1 protein-coding gene is annotated in these 601 nt (G+C 46.3%); it reads right to left on the bottom strand.

The window, feature by feature from the left end:
* The coding region (locus tag ACP45E_RS20450) for an HAD-IC family P-type ATPase (RefSeq protein ID WP_141707456.1) at window positions 1-601 on the bottom strand (601 nt) is incomplete at both ends.

Genomic DNA, 601 nt, shown 5'->3' with positions numbered 1-601 from the left:
GATCTAATCTATCCCCAAGGAGCACCATATCTGCAGACGCCTTAGCAACATCTGTACCTCCACCCATTGCAACCGATATATGAGCGCCAGCAAGAGTAGGGGCGTCATTGATTCCATCACCGACCATCATGGTGATATCCCCATCTAACTGGTTTAAATAACTGAGCTTGTCTTGAGGCTTAGCTGAGGCAATAACATTATCGATCCCAATTTTACTTGCAACTAACTGAGCGTTGGCCTGAGTATCACCGGTTAGAAGCGTGACTTTGATGCCCGCATCTCGAAAGCGTTGAATAAAGTCCGCACTTTCTTTTCGAATAGGATCGCTATAGCTGAACGTGGCGATATGGACATCATTCAAAGAAAGATAGACGCTGTTCGCTTCGGCCTGGTGATCCCCACTTAAGATAAACTCAGCACTTCCAATCTTAACGTGTTGTCCTTGGTAACACCCCTGGATACCAGAACCAATGATGTTCTCAACATCAGCTATTTCTGTGACAAATGGAGCTGAGAGCTGCTTAAAGGCGCGAGCAATAGGGTGATTGGCATGGGACTCTAGCTCAGAGGCCAAAGCAATGCATGTGTCTTTATCGATATC

The sequence above is a fragment of the Vibrio genomosp. F10 str. 9ZD137 genome (assembly GCF_049974785.1).
Lineage (GTDB): Bacteria > Pseudomonadota > Gammaproteobacteria > Enterobacterales > Vibrionaceae > Vibrio.
This window is presented reverse-complemented; position numbering and strand designations above follow the sequence as displayed.